Origin of the sequence: Micromonospora sp. NPDC005194 (assembly GCF_040608335.1) — a bacterium.
In the GTDB taxonomy this organism is placed as follows: domain Bacteria; phylum Actinomycetota; class Actinomycetes; order Mycobacteriales; family Micromonosporaceae; genus Micromonospora.
The window spans coordinates 77,924-97,535 of the sequence record NZ_JBEXIA010000025.1 but is presented as its reverse complement, the minus strand read 5'-3'; the positions used below and the strand labels follow the sequence as shown (position 1 = coordinate 97,535).

The window sequence follows — 19,612 nt, the reverse complement described above, 5'->3', positions numbered from 1 at the left end:
AAGGCTCGACCAATCCGGGGTATAAATCATAATTGGCACTGGCTTTACAAGCACCCTGTTGAGTTCTCAAAGAACAACCACACACCGATCAGAAGACCCAACCAGTGGGCCACCATCCCGGGGCTTTTCGTACCGGTGCTCGGCGCTTTCCAGCGCCAGGCACTTTTACTACGTTACCCGCTGGTTTCTGCCGTGTCAAACCGGTGTTTCGCGGTTCGTCGTGCTTCAACCCGTGTTGCGGGCACCATGTCTCGACCGGCTTGCGCCGCTCTCGTCACGGTGGTGGCAGGCCGGCCGCAGCGGTTTCCCGCTTGCTCGCCCGTTTCCCTGCCGGCTGACTACTTTACCCGGTCGGTTCCGCCGCACCAAATCCGCCTCGCGGCGTTTTCCGTGGGCACCACCCGGCGGGATCCGGCCGGCGAACCCGCCTGACCCCGAAGTCGTCGCCGCGCTCCGGCCGCTTCAGGCTTTCGCCTGTTTCGTCCGTTCCGCGCTGGCAGAGAGAAAGTTACGCGTCCGGCCCGATGATCGTCAAATCTGCCGGACGCGTCCCCCGTCACATCGTCGACAACCGACTATTCGCCCAGCTCAACGCCTGCGAACGACCGCTTTCCCCGGCGCAGCACCAGGTACCGACCGTGCAGCAGGTCGTCCCTGGACACCGTGGCGTCCACCTCGGTCACCCGGTTGTTGTTCACGTAGGCGCCGCCCTCGGCGATCACGCGCCGCGCCTCCTTGAGCCCCGTCGCCAGCCCGGAGTCCCGCAGGAGACCCGCCACGTCCGGCAGCTCGCCAGGGATACGCACCAGACCGGCCTCGGTCAGCGCCGCGCGCAGCGTCTCCGGGGCCAGATCGTCAAGCGAACCGCGCCCGAACAGCGCCTGGCTGGCGGCGACCGCCTGCCGGGTCTCCTCGGCGCCGTGCACCAGGGTGGTCAACTCCTCGGCCAGCGCCCGCTGGGCCAGCCGGGCTGCCGGCCGCTCGGCCGTCGCCTTCGCCAGCTCCTCCAGCTCGTCCCGGGAGCGGAAGCTGAAGTACCGCAGGTAGCGGTCGACCTCTCGGTCGTCGACGTTGAGCCAGAACTGGTAGAAGGCGTACGGGCTGGTCATGGTCGGGTCGAGCCAGACGGCGCCGCCCTCGGTCTTGCCGAACTTCGTGCCGTCGGCCTTGGTGACCAGCGGCGTGGTGAACGCCTGGACCGGCCCCGCGCCGCGCCGCCGGATGTAGTCGACGCCGGCGGTGATGTTGCCCCACTGGTCGGACCCACCGAACTGTAGTTGGCAGCCGTAGCGGCGGTGCAGCTCGAAGAAGTCGTTGGCCTGCAGCAGCTGGTAGCTGAACTCGGTGAAGCTGATGCCCGTCTCCAGCCGCGCGCGCACCACCTCCCGGGCGAGCATCTTGTTGACCGGGAAGTGCTTGCCCACGTCGCGGAGGAACTCGACGACCGACATCTCGCCGGTCCAGTCGAGGTTGTTGACCAGCTGCGCCGCGTTCTCACCCGTGTACGACACGAAGGGCGCGAGCTGCTCGCGGATCCGCTCGACCCAGCCGGCGATCACCTCCGGCGGGTTGAGCGTCCGCTCGGCGCTCTCCTTCGGGTCGCCGATCTGCCCGGTCGCCCCGCCTACCAGCAGCAACGGGCGGTGACCCGCGAGTTGCAGACGGCGGGCCGTGATGACCTGCATGAGCGAGCCGACGTGCAGGCTCTGCGCGGTGGGGTCGAAGCCCACGTAATAGGTGGTGGCCTCCCCGCCGTCGAGCAGCTCGCGCAGCTCGTCGAGGCCGGTCGAGTCCTGGATCAGGCCACGCCAGAGCAGGTCGTCGGTCAGGGAGTACCGCCCGGGCGGCGGGAGGCTGCTGTCGGTCACGGTCACCAATTCTCCCCCATCGCCGGCTCCGACCCGTACCGGGTTTGACGCAACCCGCTCCGGCTAGGCTTGCGCCCCGTTGATCGAGGAGGGGTTCGCCGTGGAGATGCCGGATCTGACGGGTGGTTTCGTCGCCCTGCTCGGCCTGAAATTCGAGGAGGCCACCGCCGACCGGGTGGTCATCAGCTGGCAGGTCCGCCCGGAGCTGCACCAGCCGTTCGGCATCCAGCACGGCGGGGTGTACTGCTCGGTGGTGGAGACCGCGGCCAGCATCGGGGGGGCGCTCTGGCTGGCCGACCGGGGCACGGTGGTCGGGGTGTCGAACCAGACCGATTTCCTGCGGGCCGTCCGCGACGGCGAGCTGCGGGCGGTCGGCACCCCGGTGCACCGGGGTCGCAGCCAGCAGCTCTGGCAGGTGGAGATCAGCGACGCCGACGAGCGGCTGGTCGCCCGTGGTCAGGTCCGGCTGCAGAACCTCTCCCGCGACTGACCGTCGGGCTCGAACGGGCCCGGCCGCGGCGGTGTAGCGCGGCCGCTCACCCGGGGACGGTCAGTTGCGGGCCTCGTCCAGCACCGGCTCGATCGCCTGGTCGGCGTCGTCATCGTTGTCGTCGCCGTCCTCGGCGGGGACCTGGCTCAGACGTACCTCGGTGATGGCCCGGTGGTCGATGCCCGCCACCGTCAGCACCCAGCCGTCCAGGCTCACGTCCTCCCCGGCCACGGTGGGGATGTGCCCGAGGCGGGCCAGCACCAGCCCGGCGACGGTGGTGTAGTCGCCGGCCGGGCGCGAGGGCAGCTCGACGCCGATGTCCGTGAGGTCGTGCACCGGGAAGGTGCCGGGCAGCACCATCGCGCCGTCCGGCTCGCGGCGCACCGAGTAGCCGTCCCGGTCGGTCTCGTCGTAGATCTCCCCGACGATCTCCTCCAGGATGTCCTCCAGCGTCACGATGCCGTCGACGGCGCCGCGCTCGTCCACGACCAGCGCGATGTGCTGGCGCTCGGCCTTGAACTGCCGCAGCGCGTCCACCACCGGCAGCGAGTCGGGCAGCAGCATCGGCGGGCGGGCGATCTCGTCGACCGGCCGGTCGTCGGGCACGCCGACCAGGTCACGCAGGTGGATCACACCGGCGGTGTCGTCCAGGCCGCCGTGGCGCACCACCGGCGCCCGGGAGTGCCCGGTGGCGGCCAGCACCAGCCGCGCGGCCTCCGCGGTGGTCCCGCTGTCGAGCGTGAACACCCGCAACCGGGGTACGAGCACAGCCCGCAACCGCCGGTCGGCGATCTCCACGGCGCCCGCGATGATCGTGCGCTGCTCCTTGGTGAAGCCGTGGTTGCCGGCGACGATGTCGCGCAGCTCGTCCGGGCCGATCTCCTCCGGCTGGTGCTTCGGGTTGAGCCCGACCAGGCGTACGACCAGGTCGCTGGTGGCGCCGAGGGCCCAGACGGCCGGGCGGGTGAGACTGGCGAGCAGGTCGAGCGGGCGGGCCACCAGCAGCGCCCACCGCTCGGCGGACTGCATGGCGATCCGCTTGGGGGCCAGCTCGCCGAAGACCAGGGTGACGAAGGTCAGCGCGAGGGTCACCACCACGATCGCCACCGTCTCGGCGGCGCTCCCGAACACCCCGAGCAGCGGAACGAGGGGCTTGGCCAGGGAGACAGCCGCGGCGGCGGAGGCCAGGAAGCCGGCGAGGGTGATGCCGATCTGGATGGTGGCCAGGAAGCGGTTCGGGTCCTTGGCGAGCCGGGCCAGCACCCGTCCCGCCCGGCTGGTGCGCTCCAACCGCTGGATCTGGCTGTCCCGCAGCGACACCAGCGCCATCTCACTGCCGGCGAAGAGCGCGTTGATGACGACCAGGATCCCGACCAGGGCCAGTTGGCTCCCGTAGCTCTGCACGCCCGGTTCGCTCCCTCACGGTGGTGGCACCGGCCGTACGCACGGCGCCCGCCGGTCGGCTGGCCCGCCCGGCGTACGCGCTTCTGTGCCCCGTGCGGCCGCGGCCGAATCCTGCTCCCGCGACGCTACGCCGAATCGGTCGCCGGTGACGCGGGCAGGTCGAGCACGTACGAGTCGCCCTGGGGGCGGAACCCGAGCCGGTGATAGTAGGGCGCGACCATGCCGGGCGGGCTGACCACCCGGTGGAAGCCCCGCTCGGTGAAGAGGCGGCTGCGCCGGTAGACGAACTCGCCGGGGGTGAAGTCGCGGAACTTCGGGGTCACGTAGTCCAGGTCGATCTGGGCGACCCCGCGCGCCTCGGCGTGCGACAGCACCACCCCGACCACCTCGTCAGCGGTGACCACGAGGAAGGCCGACCGGTCGGTGGCGGCCGGGTCCCAGTGGAAGTCGGGGTTGAACCGGGCGATGTCCGGCGCGTGGATCCGCAGCGTGTGCGCCAGGAACTGGTCGCCGACGCCGACCTCCACCACCTGGTAGGTCTGCTCGTCGTGGCGGGTCGCGAGCATCCCCCGCAGGTACCAGATGTTGATCACCGCGAGGACGATGTTGAGCCCGACCATGGGCCAGACCTCAAGGGCGGCGTTGTAGCCGATCAGCACGACGCAGCCGACGAGGTTGAGCGCGCGCAGCCGCAGGATGCGCGACTGCAGCAGCGACCACACCAGCACCGCGGAGCCGGCCCAGCCGACCAGATCCAACCAGTTCACCCCGCGAGACTAGTGCCCGACCAGGTCAGGGGCGTCGGCGGGCAGCTCCAGCAGCCACTCCTCGACCTCGGCCCCGCGCCCGTTGGCGTACCCCGAATCCTCGCCGACCACGACGAACCCGCACTTGCGCAGCACCGCGAGGGAGGCGGCGTTGTCCTTGGCGGCGCGGGCGCGCACCGGCCGGGGCAGCTCGCGCAGCAGGGCGGCGAGGGCCGCGGTGGCGTGGCCCCGGCCCCAGCGGGCCGGGTCGATCCAGTAGCTGACCTCGGTCTGGTCGTCGACCGGGAAGGCGCTGACGTAACCGACCACCTCGCCGTCGGCCTCGATGGTGCGGACCCGGTTCGCCGGGTTGGTGAGCACCCGCGCCCAGTGCCGGGCGAACTCGCGGTGGTCGGACGGGTCCTTGGGGCCGAACGCGGCCATCCGGTTCGCCTCGGGGTCCTGCTGGTGCAGGAAGAACTCCACGAGGTCGTCCTCGTGGACCGGCCGCAGCCGCACATCGGAGGTCATCCGGCGAGGGTACGCAGCGCCGGTGACAGTTCGGAGCCGATGGCGCGTCGACGGTCGACCGCCGTCCGGCGCGTTCGGCGTCACCGCGGGCCCCGCGCCGCCGACAATGGGTCGACCGACCCTGGGAGTGCCGATGGACCGACCTGTCGTCGTGGGTGTGGACGGCTCGCCGTCCAGCCTCGTCGCCGCCGAGCACGGGGCCCGCGCCGCCCTGCTCCGGTCCCGGCCGCTGCTCCTGGTGCACGGTTACCTGCACCCGCTCGGCTACGGCGTGCCCCTCAACCCGTACGACCTCGGGGTGCCGGCGCCCACCGACCAGTCGCGGAAGATGGTGGAGCGGACGGCGGCCGACCTGGCCGACCGGTGGCCCGGCCTGGCCGTCGAGGCCCGTCAGGTCGCCGGCGGCCCCGGCGCGACGATGGTCGAGGAGTCCCGACGGGCGGATCTCGTCGTGGTGGGCAGCCGCGGTCTGGGCGGGTTCGCGGGTCTGCTGCTCGGTTCGGTCGGTGCCCAGGTGGCCGCGCACGCGCACTGCCCGGTGCTGGTGGTCCGACCGGACGAGCAGCCGATCGACGCGGACGCGCCGGTGCTGGTCGGCGTGGACGGGTCCGAGTCGTCCCGGCTGGCCGTGGGCTACGGCGCCACCGAGGCGGCGCTACGAGACGTCCCGCTGGTGCTCGCGCACGTCGGCCCGCTGGACGGGGACCGGCCGGTGCCGGACGAGGTCGAAGAGGCGCAGGCCGCGTACCAGGCCGAGGCGGTGCGGCTGTTGGCCGAGGCGTCCGCGGCCGTCCGGACCGGGCATCCCGATCTGGTGGTGCGGGAGCACCCGGTCCGGGCGGCCGGCGCGGCCCCGGGGCTCATCGAGGCCAGCGGCACGGCGTCGCTGCTGGTCGTGGGCACCCGAGGCCGGCACGGCTTCGCCGGTCTGCTGCTCGGCTCGGTCAGCCAGGCTGCGATTCAGCACGCGCGCTGCCCGGTGCTGGTCGCGCACCCGTACGACCCTCCGAGGTGACCGGCGCGTCGTCGCCCCCGCCGAGCATCTGCAGGAAGTCGGTGGTGAGGGCGAACGGGTCGGCGGGGCCGCTGGTGGGCAGCCGGCGCTCGACCTGGTCGGCCAACTCGCTGGCGGCGCGACGGATGCGGCCGCGCAGGGCGCCGTCGGCGGTGCCACCGGACCAGTCCTCCGGGGCGGCGAAGACGGAGGTGGGGACCACCACCGCCCGCAGGTAGCCGAACATCGGGCGGAGGGCGTGCTCCAGGGCGAGGGAGTGCCGGGCGGTGCCGCCGGTGGCCCCGATGAGGACCGGACGGTCGACGAGCGAGTCGGCCTCCAGCACGTCGAAGAAGGACTTGAACAGCCCGTTGTACGACGCGTTGAAGATCGGCGTCACGGCGATGATGCCGTCCGCCCCGGTCACCGCGTCGATGGCCTCGCGCAGGCCGGCCGGCGGGAACCCGGTGAGCATGTTGTTGACCACGTCGTGGGCGTACTCGCGCAGGTCGACGACCCGCAGCTCCACCTCGGCGCCGCGCCGGACCAGCTCGTCGCGGGTCGCCCCGGCGAGCTGGTCGGCGAGCAACCGGGTGGACGAGGGCTGGCTCAGCCCCGCCGAGACGACGGCGAGCGTACGGCGGGTCATCGGGTCGCCCCCTCCGGCGCCTTGCCCGTCACGTCGTCGACGGCGTGCACGGTGCTGTCCTTCACGCCACCGGCCGCGGCGACCAGCGAGGCGTGGGTGGGCGCCTCCGGCACGTGCGCCGGGCGCAGGGCGGCGAACTCCTTGCGCAGCACCGGCACGACCTCCTCGCCGAGCAGGTCGAGCTGCTCCAGCACCGTCTTGAGCGGCAGGCCCGCGTGGTCCATCAGGAACAGCTGCCGCTGGTAGTCGCCGACGTACTCGCGGAAGCCGAGCGTGCGGTCGATGACCTGCTGCGGGCTGCCCACGGTCAGCGGGGTCTCCCGGGTGAACTCCTCCAGTGACGGCCCGTGCCCGTAGACCGGGGCGTTGTCGAAGTACGGCCGGAACTCCCGGACCGCGGCCTGCGAGTTGCGCCGCATGAACACCTGGCCGCCGAGGCCGACGATGGCCTGGTCGGCGGTGCCGTGGCCGTAGTGCGCGTACCGCTGGCGGTAGAGCTCGACCATCCGCTGGGTGTGCTCCTTGGGCCAGAAGATGTGGTTGGCGAAGAAGCCGTCGCCGTAGTACGCGGCCTGCTCGGCGATCTCGGGGCTGCGGATCGAGCCGTGCCAGACGAACGGCGGCACACCGTCGAGCGGGCGCGGCGTCGAGGTGAAGGACTGCAGCGGGGTGCGGTACTTGCCCTTCCAGTCGACCACGTCCTCGCGCCACAGCCGGTGCAGCAGGTCGTAGTTCTCGATCGCGAGGGGGATGCCGGCGCGGATGTCCTTGCCGAACCACGGGTACACCGGGCCGGTGTTGCCGCGGCCCATCATCAGGTCCACCCGGCCGTCGGACAGGTGCTGGAGCATCGCGTAGTCCTCGGCGATCTTCACCGGGTCGTTGGTGGTGATCAGCGTGGTCGCGGTGGACAGCAGCAGCCGTTCGGTGCGAGCCGCGATGTGACCGAGCATGGTGGTCGGGGACGAGGGGACGAACGGCGGGTTGTGGTGCTCACCGGCGGCAAAGACGTCGAGCCCGACCTCTTCGGCCTTCAGCGCGATGGCAACCATCGCCTTGATCCGCTCATGCTCGGTCGGCTCCCGACCGGTGGTCGGATCGACCGTGACGTCACCGACGGTGAAGACTCCGAACTGCATGACAGCTCCTCGCGTGTCAACCGGGTGCCGTCGTAGTACCCGGACGCAGCCCACAACTTATTTGACAAGTCAACTATTCCGTCGGCGGCCTACCTGGCAGTGGCGCCGGTCACCCGCGGGAATCAGCCCCCGGCGACCGAGGGGAGCACCTGCACCTGGGCGCCCTCGCCGACCGGTGTGGCCAGCCCGCCGGAGTGCCGGCAGTCCTCCCCGTCGACGTAGACGTTGACGTAGCGGCGCAGCTCGCCGCGCTCGTCGCGGATCCGCCGAGCCAGCCGGGGATGATCGGCGGCGAGCTCGTCGAGGACCGCCCCCAGCGTGCCGCCCGCGTCGATACTGAGCCGGCTGGCGCCGCCGGCCTCGCCGCGCAGCGGGCCGGGCAACAGCACGGTGACCACTCAGACCACCGCCGCCCGGACGCACAGCACGTCGGGCAGGTGCGCGGCCACCTGCGACCAGGAGTCGCCCTCGTCCCGGCTGGCGTAGACCTCGCCGGAGCGGGTGCCGAAGTAGACGCCGCCAGGTGTGGCGTCGTCCGCGCACATCGCGTCGCGCAGCACCGCCGGATAGAACGGGCCCTCGGGCAGGCCCACCGACAGCGGCTCCCACTTGGCGCCGGCGTCGGCGGAGCGGAACACCCGGCAGCGGTGGTCGGTGGGGAACCGCTCGACGTCGGCCACCAGCGGGAACGTCCACACCATCCCGGGCCGCCCGGGGTGCGACACCATCGGGAAGCCGAAGTCGCTGGGCAGCCCGTCGGCGATCGACGACCAGGTGCGGCCGTCGTCGTCGGAGCGGTAGACGCCGAAGTGGTTTTGCGCGTACAGCCGCTCGGGGTTGCCGGCGTCCCGCGCGACCTTGTGCACGCACTGGCCGAACTCCGGCCACTCGTCGGCCAGGCCGGCGGCGCGGATGCCCACGTTGCCCGGAGCCCAGCTCGCCCCGGCGTCCTGCGAGCGGTAGACGCCGCCGGTGGACATGGCGACCAGCACCCGGGCCGGGTCGCGCGGGTGGGGCAGCACGGTGTGCACGGCCTGGCCACCGAACCCGGCCTGCCAGTGCGGGCGGTGCGGGTGGTCCCAGAGGGCGCGGACCAGCTCGAAGCTGCGGCCACCGTCGGTGGAGCGAAACAGCGCCGACGGCTCGGTGCCGGCCCAGACCACGTCCGGCTCGTCGGCGCCGCCCGGCATCAGCTGCCAGACCCGCCCCAGGGTCGCGCCGGTGTCGGCCGGGAACGCGATCGGCGCGTGGTCGGGCTCGTCCCAGGACGCGCCGAGGTCGTCGCTGGTCGCGACGCTGGGCCCGAAGTGCGAGCTGGTCACCCCGGCGAGCAGCCGCGGGGTGGCCCGGCGGGTGTCGAGCGCGACCGCGTAGACGCTCGTCCCCGGGTGGTGCGGGCCGCTGACCTCCCAGGTGCGCCGGTCATCGGTGCTGGTGGCGAGGAACAACCCCTTCGCGGTGCCGATCGCGAGCAGCGTTGGCATGGACGTCCTCCGAGCCGTCGGTGGGCAGGTGGGGTGATTATGGCCACACCCCCCGACAGATCCCGCCGGCCACACGCCGGAAGCCGCGCTCAGCGCCGGACGCGGGGCACGTGTCGCCGGTACGCGCTGACCGTCGGATCGCCGTCGAGCCAGAACCGCCAGGGCAGATCGTGCGCGCCGGTCACGCCGACCCGGGGCCCCGCCACCACCGTCTCGTCCGGCACCGGCCGAACCGGCGGGCGCAACCGGACCGGACCGTCGCCGAGCAGGTACGCGCCGTACGCCGCGCGGTCGATGCCGAGCGTGGCGCAGAGCCGGGCCGGCCCCCGGGCCAGGTCCACGTCCCGCCGTACCGTCGGCCGGCGAGCCCGCGCGGTGTCCAGGCCCTCGACCACCGCACCGGCGCGCAGCAGCACGGCGGCGGCCTCCCCCTCGACCCCGGTGACCACGTTCATGCACCAGTGCATCCCGTAGGTGAAGTAGACGTAGGCGTGCCCGGCGGGGCCGAACATCACCACGTTGCGCGCGGTGCGGCCCCGGTGGGCGTGCGAGGCCGGGTCACCGGCCGTGCCGGCGTACGCCTCGACCTCGGTGATCCGGACGGTGACCCCGCCGGCGGACAGCCGGCAGCCCAGCAGGCCCCGCGCGGCCGGCAGCAGTGGACCGGCGAGCAGGCCGGCCAGCGCCCCCCGGTCGGCGTCGGTGCTGCGGTCGTCCGGCGCGAGCTCCATGACCCGAACGGTACCCAGCGGCAATCTGATCACCCCGTCGCCGCGCTTCAACAATCTGTTGACAAGGTCACGTTGATGGGGTGTGCTCGGAGCATGACCACCGAGGAGCTGTTCACCGCGCCCGACCCAGCCCGGGCCCGCGCCCACCGCACCCACGAGGCGCTGCAACGGATCAGCGAACGCCACGCCGGCTCCGATGCCCGACGGGGACGCTGGGCCCACCCGTACGTGCTGGACCCGTGGGAGGCGGTGGCTCTGGTCACCGCCCTCGCCGCCGGCGGCGCCGAGCGGGAGCCCACCGAGGAACCGGTGGACGCCGCAGACCTCACCGCCGCGCTGACCCTGCTGCCGCACGTGCGCGCCGAGCTGGACGCCCTGGAGGCGGGGCTGCTGACGCTGGCCCGCGACCGGGGGCTGACCTGGCAGTCCATCGCGTACGGGCTGGGGCTGGGCAGCGCGCAGGCGGCCCGGCAGCGCTACGAGCGGGTCGCCGCCCGCTCGGCCGAGCAGATCGCCTGAGCCACCGGACACGACGCGACCGGCTGACCCCAGACGACCGGGCGGGCGGATCGGCCGGGCACCCCCGCGGCGGCGGCCGGGGCGGGCAGACTGTGCGCACGACGAGGAGGCACCCATGGAACGCGCGGAGATGCTGACGTACTGCCTGGCGAAGCCGGGAGCGTGGCTGGACCGGCCGTGGGAGGGCGACGAGGTGGTGAAGGTGGGCAGCCGGATCTTCGCGTTCCTCGGCAACGGCGACGGAAGGCCCACGGTCGGCATCAAGTGCGGCCAGACCCGGGAGATCGCCGACGAGTGGCTGCGCCGCCACCCCGACGACGCTCGCCCGATGGCCTACATCGGCCGGTCCGGCTGGAACACCCTGCGCCTCGACGGCGGGATCGACGGCGACGAGCTGACCGAGGCGGTCGACGCGTCGTACGACATGGTGGTGGCCAAGCTCCCCAAGCGGGAGCGCCCGACGGCCTGAACCGACAGTGGCGCCGGCGGCTCGCGCCGACGCCACGGCGAGGTCAGCGGGGTACGACCCGCTCGGTGGCCCAGTCCCGCCAGCCGGCCACCCGGTCCGCGGCGGCGGCGAGCTGGTCGGCGACCGGGCCGGGGCCGGTCGAGCCGGGGGTGGTCCGGGCCGCGAGGGCCGACCGCACCGAGAGCACGTCGCGCACCGACGGGTCGAGGTGTTCGCTGACCGCGGCCAGGTCGGCGTCGGAGACGTCCTCCAGCTCACACTCCCGGGCCGCACAGAGCGCCACCAGCCGACCGGTGATCTCGTGCGCGTCGCGGAACGGCACGTTGCGCCGGACCAGCCAGTCGGCGACCTCGGTGGCCAGCGAGAAGCCGACCGGGGCAGCGGCGACGAGGCGGTCCACCCGGACCGTCATCGTGGAGATCATTCCCGCCAGGGCCGGCAGCAGCAGCTCCAGGGTGTCGACCGCGTCGAACGCGGGCTCCTTGTCCTCCTGCATGTCCCGGTCGTACGTCATCGGCAGGCCCTTGAGCATGGTCAGCACCGTCATCAGGCCGCCGACCAGCCGCCCGGACTTGCCCCGGGCCAGCTCGGCGATGTCCGCGTTCTTCTTCTGCGGCATGATCGACGAACCGGTCGCGAATGCGTCGTCCAGCTCCACCCAGCCGAACTCGTGTGAGGTCCAGAGCACCACCTCCTCACCGAGGCGGGACAGGTGCACCCCGATCAGCGCGGTGGTGAAGAGGAACTCGGCCACGAAGTCCCGGTCGGCGACCGCGTCCATCGAGTTGGCGAACGACGTCCGGAAGCCCAGCTCCTTGGCCACGGCCACCGGGTCCAACGGAAGCCCGGACCCGGCGAGCGCGCCCGCGCCGAGCGGGCTGATCGCCGCCCGGTGGTCCCAGTCGCGCAGCCGCTCCAGGTCGCGCAGCAGCGGCTGCACGTGGGCGAGCAGCCAGTGCCCGAAGGTGACCGGCTGGGCGTGCTGGAGGTGGGTCATGCCGGGCGCGGCGGTGCCGATGTGCCGTTCGGCCTGCTCGGTGAGGGCCTCGGCCAGCTCGACGAGGCGGCTGGCCACCCCCCGCGCGTGGTCACGCAGGTAGAGCCGCAGGTCGGTGGCGACCTGGTCGTTGCGCGACCGGCCGGCGCGCAGCTTGCCGCCGAGGCTGCCCAGGCGCTCCAACAGGCCCCGCTCCAGCGCGGTGTGCACGTCCTCGTCGTCGACTGTGGGCCGGAACGCCCCCGAGGCACAGGCCGCCTCCAGGTCGTCCAGGGCCGCCAGGATCCGGCCCAGCTCCTCCGGGTCGAGCAGGCCGGCGCCGGCGAGGACCCGGGCGTGCGCCCGGGAACCAGCGATGTCGTACGGGGCCAGGCGCCAGTCGAACTGCACGCTCACCGACAGTCGGGCGAGCGCCTCCGCGGGGCCGCCGGCGAACCGGCCACCCCACAGGCTCGTCCGGTTGGTGCCGGCGCTGTTCTCGGTGAGGCTCTTGTCGTCCACGCCGCCCATTGTGGTCCCCATGGTCGTCAGCCACCCAGCCGGGCGTCGCGGGCCGCGGCCATCCGACTCGGAAGGCCCCACAGCTGCACGAAGCCCTTCGCGAGGGACTGGTCGAAGGTGTCGCCGGTGTCGTAGGTGGCCAGTCCGAAGTCGTAGAGGCTCTCCTCGGAGCGCCGGCCGGTGACGGTGGCCCGGCCGCCGTGCAGGGTCATCCGCACCTCGCCGCTCACGTGCCGCTGCGCGTCGTCGATGAACGCGTCCAGCGAGTCCTTCAACGGCGAGAACCACAGGCCGTCGTAGACCAGCTCACCCCAGCGCTGGTCCACGCTCTTCTTGAACCGGCCCAGGTCCCGCTCGACGGTCACCGCCTCCAGCTCCTGGTGGGCGGTGATCAGCGCGATCGCGCCGGGGGCCTCGTACACCTCACGGCTCTTGATGCCCACGAGGCGGTCCTCGACCATGTCGAGCCGGCCCACGCCCTGGGCGCCCGCGCGCCGGTTCAGCTCCAGGATCGCCTGGTACGGGGTGACGGTCTCGCCGTCGATCGCCACCGGCACGCCGCCGTCGAAGGTGATCACGATCTCGTCGGCGTCGCGGGGCTCCGCCGGGTCGTCGGTGTACGAGTAGAGGTCCTCGATCGGGGCGTTCCAGATGTCCTCCAGGAAGCCCGTCTCCACGGCGCGGCCCCACAGGTTCTGGTCGATCGAGTACGGGGACTTCGCCGACACGTCGATCGGCAGCCCCTTCTCCTCGGCGAACGCGATCGCCTTGTCCCGGGTCCAGGCGAAGTCGCGGGCCGGGGCGATGATCTTCAGCTCGGGGGCGAGCGCGCCCAGGCCCACCTCGAATCGGACCTGGTCGTTGCCCTTGCCGGTGCAGCCGTGCGAGACGATCGTCCCGCCGTGCTTGCGCGCCGCCGCCACCAGGTGCTTGACGATCAGCGGCCGGGACAGCGCCGACACCAGCGGGTAGCGGTCCATGTAGAGGGCGTTCGCCCGGATGGCCGGCACGCAGTAGTCGGCGGCGAACTCGTCGCGCGCGTCGACGACCTCGGACTCGGCGGCGCCGCAGTCCAGGGCGCGCTGCCGGATGGCGTCGAGGTCCTCCCCGCCCTGCCCGACGTCGACCGCCACCGCGATCACCTCGGCGCCGGTCTGCTCGGCCAGGTAGGGAATCGCCACGGAGGTGTCCAACCCCCCGGAGTACGCGAGGACGACCCGCTCGGTCATGACGTGGTCCCTTCAACGGTGTCGTCCCGGCGGGCCCAGCCGGCGAGCTTGTCACCGAGCGCGGCCCCGCCGACGGCCTCGCGGGCCACGACGAGGATGGTGTCGTCGCCGGCGATGGTGCCGACGATCTCGGGCAGGCCCGCCCGGTCCAACGCGCTGGCCAGGTACTGGGCCGCGCCCGGCGGGGTGCGCAGCACGGCGATGTTGCCGCTGGCGTCCACCCCGTTGAGCAGTTCCCGCAGCAACCGCACCAGCCGGGCCGGCGCCGCCTCGGCGTCGCGCAGCGGGCGCTGGCCGTCCTCGGGGATCAGGTAGACGGCCGGACCGTCGCCGCCGCGCACCTTGACCGCGCCCAACTCCTCCAGGTCCCGCGAGAGGGTGGCCTGGGTGACCCCGACGCCGTCGGCGGCGAGCAGGTCGGCCAGTTCGGTCTGCGACCGCACGGGCCGGTCCCGGATCAGCTCCACGATCCGGGCGTGCCGGGCGGCGCGGGTCAGCGGGGCGCTCATCGCGTCGTCCCGGACGCCGCGAGCAGGAACGTCAGCAGCGCCTTCTGGGCGTGCAGCCGGTTCTCCGCCTGGTCGAAGACCGCGCTCTGCGGGCCGTCGAGCACCTCGTCGGTGATCTCCTCGCCGCGGTGGGCGGGCAGGCAGTGCAGCACGATCGCGTCCGGTGCGGCCTGGCCGAGCAGCTCCTTGTTGACCTGGTACGGCAGGAACGGGGTGACCCGGTCCAGTCCGTCGGCCTCCTGCCCCATCGACGTCCAGGTGTCGGTGGCGAGCACGTCGGCGTCGCGGACCGCCTGGGCCGGGTCGGTCAGCACCCGTACCGACCCGCCCGTGCCGGCGGCGATCTCGGCGGCCTGCCGCACCACCGCCGCGGCCGGCGCGAACCCGGCCGGGCCGGCGATCCGCACGTGCATCCCGGCCGTCGCCCCGGCCAGCAGGTACGACTGCGCCATGTTGTTGGCGCCGTCGCCCACGTAGGTGAGGGTGCGGCCGGCCGTGCCGCCGCAGCGCTCCCGGATGGTGAGCAGGTCGGCCAGCAGCTGGCAGGGGTGGAAACCGTCGGTGAGCGCGTTGATCACCGGGACGCTCGCGCCGCTCGCCACCTCGGCGATCCGGTCGTCGCCGTGGGTGCGCAGGACGATGGCCGCGACGTAGCGCGACAGCACCCGGCCGGCGTCCGCGAGCGTCTCGCCCCGACCGAAGTGGGTGACCTGGGTGTCCACGACCAAGGGGTGCCCGCCCAGCTCGGCGATGCCGGCGTCGAACGAGATCCGGGTGCGCAGGCTCTGCTTGTCGAAGAGCACCGCCACCGAGCGGGGGCCGGCCAGCGGCTGGTGGCCGAAGCGGTCGGCCTTCATCCGCGCCGCCAGGTCGAGCACGCTGGACTGCTCGGCGGGCGAGAGGTCGTCGTCGCGCAGAAAGTGCCGGATCATGCGGTCGTCCTCGTCGTGGTGGTGGTCGGCGTCCGGTCGGTTCCAACGGCCGTCGCGTCCAGAGCCGCCGGGAGCGCGGCGAGGAAGGCGTCGACCTGGGCGGCGGTGAGGATCAGCGGCGGGGCGAGCCGGAGTACGCCCGGCTGCACCGCGTTGACCAGGAAGCCGGCGTCTCGCAGCGTCTCGGCGAGCACCGGCGCCACCGGCGCGGTGAGGGTCACGCCGAGCAGCAGCCCGGCCCCGCGTACGCCGTCGATCAGCGGGTGGCCCAGCGCCTCGACGCCCCGGCGCAGCCGTTCGCCGACGCGCTTGACGTGGTCGAGCAGCCCCTCGTTGGCGATCGTGGCCACCACGGCGAGCGCGGCGGCGCAGCTCACCGGGTTGCCGCCGAAGGTGGTGCCGTGCGAGCCGGGGGTGAGCAGGTCGGCGGCACGGCCGAAGGCCAGCGTCGCGCCGAGCGGCAGCCCGCCACCCAACCCCTTGGCCAGGGTCACCACATCGGGCTCCACACCCTCGGCCTGGTGGGCGAACCAGTGCCCGGTGCGGCCGATGCCGGTCTGCACCTCGTCGAGCACCAGCAGCGCGCCGTGCCGGTCGGTGATCCGCCGCGCCGCCGCCAGGTAACCGGCCGGCGGAACGACCACGCCGTTCTCGCCCTGGATGGGCTCCAGGATGACCATGGCGGTGGCGTCGGTGACCGCCGCCTCGAGGGCGGCCACGTCGCCGAAGTCGACGTGGGTCACCTCGCCGGGCAGCGGCCGGAACGGGTCGGCCTTGGCGGGCTGGCCGGTCAGCGCGAGTGCGCCCATGGTGCGACCGTGAAAGGCGCCGTTGGTGGCGACCACGTGACTGCGCCCGGTGCGCCGGGACAGCTTGAACGCGGCCTCGTTCGCCTCCGCTCCGGAGTTGGCGAAGAAGACCCGGCCGGGCCGGCCGGCGAGCGCCAGCAGCAGCTCCGCGAGGGCGACCGGCGGCTCGGCGACATAGAGGTTGGAGACGTGCCCGAGCGTCGCGACCTGCTTGGACACCGCGGCCACCACCGCCGGGTGGGCGTGACCGAGGGCGTTGACAGCGATCCCGCCGACCAGGTCCAGGTATTCCCGACCCGCGTCGTCGACCACCACTGCCCCCGCGCCGGAGACCAGCGCCAGCGGCGGCGTGCCGTAGTTGTCCATCATGGACTGCGTCCAGCGTTGCAGCAGGCTGCTCATGCCCCGACCATCCCGTCCTGAAGGACCACCATCGTTCCGAACCCCTCCGAGGTGAAGACCTCCAGCAGCGTGGAGTGCGCCACCCGGCCGTCGACGACGTGCGCGGCGGGCACTCCCCCGCGCACCGCCCGCAGGCAGGCCTCCATCTTCGGCACCATCCCCGACTCGAGACCGGGCAGCAGCTTGGCCAGGTCGTCCGCGGTGATCTCGGAGATCAGGCTGGTGGTGTCCGGCCAGTCCGCGTACAGGCCGGCCACGTCGGTGAGCACGACCAACTTGCGGGCCCGCAACGCGACAGCGAGGGCGGCGGCGGCGGTGTCCGCGTTGAGGTTGTGCAGGACCCCGTCGGCGTCCGGCGCGACAGTGGAGATCACCGGGATCCGACCGGCGTCGATGAGGTCGGTCACCGCCGACACATCCACCGACTCGACGTCGCCGACCTGGCCGACGTCGACCGGCAGCCCGTCCACGTACGCGGGGCGGCGCACCGCGGTGAACAGCCGGGCGTCCTCGCCGGAGAGCCCGACGGCGAACGGACCGTGCGAGTTGATCAGCCCGACCAGCTCCCGGCCCACCTGCCCGACCAGCACCATCCGGACCACGTCCATCGCCTCGGCGGTCGTCACCCGCAGGCCGCCCCGGAACTCGCTGGCGATGCCGAGCCGGCCCAGCATGGCCGAGATCTGCGGGCCGCCGCCGTGCACCACGACGGGCTTCAGACCGGCGTACCGCAGGAACACCATGTCGGCAGCGAACGCCCGTTGCAGCGCCGGCTCGGTCATGGCGTTGCCGCCGTACTTGACCACCACTGTGGAGCCGGAGAAACGCGCCAGCCAGGGCAGGGCCTCGATCAGCGTCTCCGCCTTGACCTGGGCGCGGGTGAGATCGCCGCTGAGACTCATGTCGAATACGCCGAGTTCTCGTGCACGTACGCGTGGGACAGGTCGTTGGTCCAGATCGTCGCCACCGCGTCGCCGGCGTGCAGGTCGATCCGGATCGTCACGTCCCGGCCGGTGAGGTCGACCTTCGAGCGGTCCTCGGCGGCAGCGCCGCCCCGGCACACCCACACCCCGTTGACGGCGACGTCCACCTCGTCCGGCTCGAAGGCGGCGGCCGTCGTGCCGACCGCCGCGAGGATCCGGCCCCAGTTCGGGTCGTTGCCGAACAACGCCGTCTTGACCAGGTTGTTGCGGGCCACCGAGCGGCCCACCTCGACGGCGTCGTCCTCGTCGGCGGCGCCGACCACGTCGATGGCGACCTGCTTGGTCGCGCCCTCGGCGTCGGCGATGAGCTGCTGTGCCAGATCATGACAGGCCGTGGTGACCGCGGCGGCCAACTCGTCCAGGGTCGGCTCGATGCCGCTCGCGCCGCTCGACAGCAGCAGCACGGTGTCGTTGGTGGACATGCAGCCGTCGGAGTCGACCCGGTCGAAGGTCACCCGGGTGGCCGCGCGCAGCGCCTCATCCAGCAGAGCCGGCCCGGCCACCGCGTCGGTGGTGAGCACGCACAGCATGGTGGCCATGCCCGGCGCGAGCATCCCGGCGCCCTTGGCCATCCCGCCGACCGTCCAACCGCTGCCGCGCGCGACAGTGGTCTTCGGCCGGGTGTCGGTGGTCATGATCGCCTCGGCGGCGGCCGGACCGCCGTCGCGCGACAGACCCCGGATGGCCGTACGGACCCCGGGCAGCAGCTTCGACATCGGCAGTCGCTCACCGATCAGGCCGGTGGAGCAGACCGCCACCTCGCCGGCGCCGAGGAGGAGCCGCGGGCTGACCGCGCTCAACGCGGAGGCGGTGTGCTCGGCAGTGGCGTGGGTGTCCTGGAAGCCGGCCGGACCGGTGCAGGCGTTGGCGCCACCGGAGTTGAGCACGACCGCCCGGACGACACCGCCCTGCACGACCTGCTGGCTCCAGCGCACCGGCGCCGCCTTGACCCGGTTGGTGGTGAAGACACCGGCGACACCGGCGTCCGGGCCGTCGTTGACCACCAGGGCGACGTCGGCGCCACCGCTGGCCTTCAGACCGGCGGCCACCCCGGCCGCCCGGAAACCCCGAGGGGCGGTGACGCTCATGGTGCGACTCCCCAGATCGACAGGCCCGTCGTCTCCGGCAGGCCGAACATCAGGTTGGCGTTCTGCACGGCCTGACCGGCCGCGCCCTTGCCGAGGTTGTCCAGTGCGCTGAGCACGATCAGCCGACCCGAGTCGACGTCGACGGTGGCCTGCAGGTGGCACGAGTTGGAACCCAGGGTGGCGGCGGTGTGCGGCCAGCGCCCCTCCGCCAGCACGTGCACGAACGGCGCGTCCGCGTACGCCTGCGCCAGCACCTGCTGCGGGTCGACGCCGCGCGCCGGTACGGCGGTGACCGTGGCCAGGATGCCGCGCGGCATCGGCGCGAGGACCGGCGTGAACGACAGACCGGTCGCCCCGGACGCCTGCTTGATCTCGGGCACGTGCTGGTGGGTGCCGACCCGGTACGGCGACAGGTCCCCCTGCACCTCGCTGGCCAGCAGGTGCGGCTTCGCCGCGCGGCCCGCGCCGGAGGTGCCCGAGGCGGCGACCACCACGACGTCGGCGGGGCTGGCAGCCCCGTCGGCGAGCAGCGGCGCGAGCGCCAGGGTGATCGCGGCGGCATAGCAGCCGGTGTTCGCCACCCGGGTCGAGCCGGCGATCAGCTCCCGCTGGCCGGGCAGCTCGGGCAGCCCGTAGGTCCACTGGCCGGCGTGCGTGCCGCCGTAGTACTGCGCCCAGGCGTACGGGTCGGCGAGCCGGTGGTCGGCGCCCAGGTCGACGATGCGCACCTCGGGCGGGAGCTGGGCCGCCAGGGCCGCCGACTCGCCGTGCGGCAGCGCCAGGAAGACCAGGTCGGCGTCGGCCAGGGTCGACGGGTCGGTCTCGCCGAGCACCAGGTCGAGCCCGGTGAGCTGCGGGTGCACCACGTCGACGCGGTGCCCGGCCTGGCGGTGCGCGGTGGCGGCGACCAGGTCGAACTCCGGGTGCCCGGCGACCAGGCGCAGCAGCTCGCCTCCGGCGTACCCGCTCGCTCCGGCGACCGCGACTCGGATCCCCATACTCACCTCCGCATGACTATGCAACGAAGGCTAGCAGCCCTGATCGAAGGGCTGCAAGTTCATGCAGTCCACTGCATGGCAATGATGCACGTGGCACCGACACACCTCCGGCCCGGTCGCGGGGCGACACGGGCCGGACG

21 protein-coding genes are annotated in these 19,612 nt (G+C 72.9%); 4 read left to right on the top strand and 17 right to left on the bottom strand.

The annotated features are described in order from the left end of the window. Nucleotides 1-575: 575 nt before the first annotated feature. Nucleotides 576-1,868: a tyrosine--tRNA ligase gene (tyrS, locus tag ABZU53_RS21385; RefSeq protein WP_354857887.1), complete on the bottom strand. Its 1,293-nt coding sequence runs from the start codon at nt 1,866-1,868 to the stop codon at nt 576-578. Nucleotides 1,869-1,974: 106 nt separating this feature from the next. Between tyrS and ABZU53_RS21380 the strand changes: the two genes are divergently transcribed. Next, complete coding sequence (locus tag ABZU53_RS21380; protein WP_354857884.1) at nt 1,975-2,358, top strand: PaaI family thioesterase; 384 nt, start codon at nt 1,975-1,977, stop codon at nt 2,356-2,358. 60 nt (nt 2,359-2,418) lie between these two features. Here the strand turns inward: ABZU53_RS21380 and ABZU53_RS21375 are convergent, their stop codons facing one another. The 3 genes from ABZU53_RS21375 to ABZU53_RS21365 form a co-directional block, all read right to left on the bottom strand. Further along, a complete protein-coding gene (locus tag ABZU53_RS21375) occupies nt 2,419-3,762 on the bottom strand; it encodes a hemolysin family protein (protein WP_354857877.1) in 1,344 nt (447 codons plus the stop codon). Nucleotides 3,763-3,887: 125 nt separating this feature from the next. Next, nucleotides 3,888-4,529: a hypothetical protein gene (locus ABZU53_RS21370; protein WP_354857874.1), complete on the bottom strand. Its 642-nt coding sequence runs from the start codon at nt 4,527-4,529 to the stop codon at nt 3,888-3,890. Between the two features lie 9 nt (nt 4,530-4,538). Further along, on the bottom strand, nt 4,539-5,039 hold the full coding sequence (locus ABZU53_RS21365; protein ID WP_355067123.1) for a GNAT family N-acetyltransferase: 501 nt from the start codon (nt 5,037-5,039) through the stop codon (nt 4,539-4,541). A gap of 127 nt (nt 5,040-5,166) precedes the next feature. On the opposite strand from ABZU53_RS21365, the gene ABZU53_RS21360 reads away from it, so the two are divergent. After that, entirely contained in the window at nt 5,167-6,054 is an 888-nt protein-coding gene (locus tag ABZU53_RS21360) for a universal stress protein (RefSeq protein ID WP_355067126.1), read from the top strand. Here ABZU53_RS21360 and ABZU53_RS21355 read toward each other — a convergent pair. From ABZU53_RS21355 to ABZU53_RS21335, 5 genes are all read right to left on the bottom strand, one after another. After that, nucleotides 5,984-6,682: an FMN reductase gene (locus ABZU53_RS21355; protein WP_355067122.1), complete on the bottom strand. Its 699-nt coding sequence runs from the start codon at nt 6,680-6,682 to the stop codon at nt 5,984-5,986. The two genes, ABZU53_RS21360 and ABZU53_RS21355, sit on opposite strands and share 71 nt — an antisense overlap. Beyond that, entirely contained in the window at nt 6,679-7,821 is a 1,143-nt protein-coding gene (locus tag ABZU53_RS21350; protein WP_355067121.1) for an LLM class flavin-dependent oxidoreductase, read from the bottom strand. Before ABZU53_RS21350 ends, ABZU53_RS21355 begins: the two co-directional genes overlap by 4 nt. 122 nt (nt 7,822-7,943) lie before the next feature. Then, complete coding sequence (locus tag ABZU53_RS21345; RefSeq protein WP_355067120.1) at nt 7,944-8,219, bottom strand: ubiquitin-like small modifier protein 1; 276 nt, start codon at nt 8,217-8,219, stop codon at nt 7,944-7,946. After that, nucleotides 8,220-9,305, bottom strand: a complete 1,086-nt coding sequence (locus ABZU53_RS21340; protein WP_355067119.1) for an exo-alpha-sialidase — start codon at nt 9,303-9,305, stop codon at nt 8,220-8,222. An 89-nt stretch (nt 9,306-9,394) separates the two neighbouring features. After that, nucleotides 9,395-10,036 carry a DNA-3-methyladenine glycosylase gene (locus ABZU53_RS21335; RefSeq protein WP_355067118.1) on the bottom strand — a complete coding sequence of 214 codons (642 nt, stop codon included), beginning with the start codon at nt 10,034-10,036 and terminating at the stop codon, nt 9,395-9,397. A 93-nt stretch (nt 10,037-10,129) separates the two neighbouring features. Here ABZU53_RS21335 and ABZU53_RS21330 point away from each other — a divergent pair, with 93 nt between their 5' ends. Together ABZU53_RS21330 and ABZU53_RS21325 are read left to right on the top strand one after the other, a co-directional pair. After that, nucleotides 10,130-10,555 carry a DNA-binding protein gene (locus ABZU53_RS21330; protein ID WP_354857861.1) on the top strand — a complete coding sequence of 142 codons (426 nt, stop codon included), beginning with the start codon at nt 10,130-10,132 and terminating at the stop codon, nt 10,553-10,555. Between the two features lie 115 nt (nt 10,556-10,670). Next, nucleotides 10,671-11,024, top strand: coding sequence for an MmcQ/YjbR family DNA-binding protein (locus ABZU53_RS21325; protein WP_354857859.1), 354 nt, complete (start codon nt 10,671-10,673; stop codon nt 11,022-11,024). A gap of 43 nt (nt 11,025-11,067) precedes the next feature. Here the strand turns inward: ABZU53_RS21325 and argH are convergent, their stop codons facing one another. The 8 genes from argH to argC are packed head-to-tail and all read right to left on the bottom strand — an operon-like array spanning nt 11,068 to nt 19,472. Continuing rightward, on the bottom strand, nt 11,068-12,531 hold the full coding sequence (gene argH, locus ABZU53_RS21320; RefSeq protein ID WP_355067125.1) for an argininosuccinate lyase: 1,464 nt from the start codon (nt 12,529-12,531) through the stop codon (nt 11,068-11,070). A gap of 17 nt (nt 12,532-12,548) precedes the next feature. After that, nucleotides 12,549-13,751 (bottom strand): argininosuccinate synthase, encoded by a 1,203-nt coding sequence (locus ABZU53_RS21315; RefSeq protein WP_355067117.1) that lies wholly within the window; start codon nt 13,749-13,751, stop codon nt 12,549-12,551. After that, nucleotides 13,748-14,260, bottom strand: coding sequence for an arginine repressor (locus tag ABZU53_RS21310; RefSeq protein WP_355067116.1), 513 nt, complete (start codon nt 14,258-14,260; stop codon nt 13,748-13,750). Before ABZU53_RS21310 ends, ABZU53_RS21315 begins: the two co-directional genes overlap by 4 nt. Continuing rightward, nucleotides 14,257-15,192 (bottom strand): ornithine carbamoyltransferase, encoded by a 936-nt coding sequence (gene argF, locus ABZU53_RS21305; RefSeq protein WP_355067115.1) that lies wholly within the window; start codon nt 15,190-15,192, stop codon nt 14,257-14,259. The genes ABZU53_RS21310 and argF overlap by 4 nt, the downstream gene beginning before the upstream one ends. Continuing rightward, nucleotides 15,189-16,403 carry an acetylornithine transaminase gene (locus tag ABZU53_RS21300; protein WP_355067114.1) on the bottom strand — a complete coding sequence of 405 codons (1,215 nt, stop codon included), beginning with the start codon at nt 16,401-16,403 and terminating at the stop codon, nt 15,189-15,191. The genes argF and ABZU53_RS21300 overlap by 4 nt, the downstream gene beginning before the upstream one ends. Then, nucleotides 16,400-17,305 carry an acetylglutamate kinase gene (argB, locus tag ABZU53_RS21295; protein ID WP_355067113.1) on the bottom strand — a complete coding sequence of 302 codons (906 nt, stop codon included), beginning with the start codon at nt 17,303-17,305 and terminating at the stop codon, nt 16,400-16,402. Before argB ends, ABZU53_RS21300 begins: the two co-directional genes overlap by 4 nt. Next, nucleotides 17,302-18,474 carry a bifunctional glutamate N-acetyltransferase/amino-acid acetyltransferase ArgJ gene (argJ, locus tag ABZU53_RS21290; RefSeq protein ID WP_354857844.1) on the bottom strand — a complete coding sequence of 391 codons (1,173 nt, stop codon included), beginning with the start codon at nt 18,472-18,474 and terminating at the stop codon, nt 17,302-17,304. Before argJ ends, argB begins: the two co-directional genes overlap by 4 nt. After that, the gene (gene argC / locus ABZU53_RS21285) at nt 18,471-19,472 is read right to left on the bottom strand and encodes an N-acetyl-gamma-glutamyl-phosphate reductase (protein ID WP_355067112.1); all 1,002 of its coding nucleotides are present in this window, start codon (nt 19,470-19,472) and stop codon (nt 18,471-18,473) included. The genes argJ and argC overlap by 4 nt, the downstream gene beginning before the upstream one ends. Nucleotides 19,473-19,612: the final 140 nt, after the last annotated feature.